The sequence below is a fragment of the Pantoea wallisii genome, assembly GCF_002095485.1.
In the GTDB taxonomy this organism is placed as follows: domain Bacteria; phylum Pseudomonadota; class Gammaproteobacteria; order Enterobacterales; family Enterobacteriaceae; genus Pantoea; species Pantoea wallisii.
Map to the genome: position 1 here is coordinate 1 of NZ_MLFS01000125.1, position 1,722 is coordinate 1,722.

The window sequence follows — 1,722 nt, forward strand, 5'->3', positions numbered from 1 at the left end:
TAAGATACATCGCGCCGCAGCGGTGCAGCAAGGGTGGCCGGAACGTCCGTTATGAGAACTGCAGATAGGCGACGTGGGTTTGCAGATACTCCTCCAGCCCGTGGCGGCCATCGGCACCGCCGACGCCTGATTTACGCCATCCGGCATGGAATCCCTGCATCGCTTCGAAGTTTTCGCGGTTGATATAGGTCTCACCGAATTTCAGCTGGCGCAGCGCCAGCATGGCGGTGTTGAGGTTCTGCGTGTAGAGGGAGGATGTCAGCCCGTAGTCACAGTCGTTCGCCAGCGCAATTGCTTCGTCGAGCGTATTGAAGGTCATGACCGGCAGTACCGGACCAAAAATCTCTTCGCGCATGATCTCCATCTGCTGATGCACGCCGGTGATAATGGTGGGTTCAAAGTAGAATCCCTGGCTACCGCTACGTTTACCGCCGAGTACCACCTTACCGCCTTCCACCACGCTTTTGCCACTTTTTGTTCCACGCGCATCAGTGCGGCGGCGTTGATAAGCGGCCCCATGTCCAGATCGGCTTGTTCGGCGGGATTACCCCATTTTACCTCGCCCATCGCGGCAATCAGCGTACTCATGAAGCGGTCATATATGCCCGCCTGCACGTAAACGCGTTCTGCACAGTTACACACCTGGCCGCTGTTGATCACGCGTGAGCTGACAATCGCTTTTACCGCCAGCTCGACATCCGCATCGTCCATGACAATGGCTGGCGCTTTGCCACCCAGTTCGAGCGAGACTTTTGTGACGTTTTGCGCCGCCGCCTGCATGGTGGCGATGCCGGCGTTGACGCTGCCGGTCAGGCTCACCAGTCCCACTTTAGGATGCGCGGCCAGCGCCTGGCCCACTTCCGGGCCATAGCCGTAAACGAAGTTGATGACGCCTTGAGGCAGGCCGATGTCGTGAATGATTTGCGCAAAAATGGCGGCATTGTTTGGCGTCAGTTCACTGGGTTTGATGACGATGGTGTTGCCGGTGACCAGCGCCGGCGCGGCTTTGCGCGCAATCAGGAAGAAGGGGAAGTTCCACGGCAGAATGCCGGTGGTGACGCCTATCGCTTTTTTGAAGACGAAGATATTCTCGTTCGGCCGATCGCTGTTGATGATTTCACCTTCGTAGCGGCGCGCCCACTCGGACATGTAGTCGAGGTAATCCGCAGTGAACAGCACTTCCGTTTGCGCCAGCCCCTGCGTTTTGCCGCCTTCGGCCACGATTGTGGCGGTCAGCTCCGGTTCCCGCTCGCGGATGGCGGCCGCGATCTTCCGTAGCCAGGCACCGCGCTCAACCGCCGGCAGCGCTTCCCAGGCGGGCTGCGCCGCCTCCGCGGCATCGATGGCAGCCGCTGCATCCTGTTGCGTGCCTTCCGGCACCCGTGAGAGCAGGGCTTCAGTGGCCGGATTGATGACCTCAATCCACGAGGTACTCCCGGCGGCTGTGAAAGCGCCATTAATATAGTGCTGATGTTGTGTAATCATGTGCAGGGCTCCGCGTTCGGTTTCGTTATTGTTACAGGCAAGCAGAGTGAAACAGAACGGCAGGCAGCACCTTTTTATCTGTGCCAGCGTCGCGCAGCAGGTGGCAGCGAAGGGAAGATTGATGTGACGGACGCAGCATTCCGCTTGCGAGAGGCTTGTGGCTTATCGCTGTAGATACGGCACAGGTTGCTGCTGATACGGCACCGGGTCAGCAGGGAGCGTGAGCACGCCCGAAAC

The 1,722-nt window shown here is 59.0% G+C and carries 1 pseudogene; it reads right to left on the reverse strand.

Features of this window, described 5'->3' with window-relative positions:
* Nucleotides 1-49 precede the first annotated feature (49 nt).
* Nucleotides 50-1,485, reverse strand: a pseudogene (aldA, locus tag HA48_RS21840) (aldehyde dehydrogenase).
* Between the last annotated feature and the right edge of the window lie 237 nt (nt 1,486-1,722).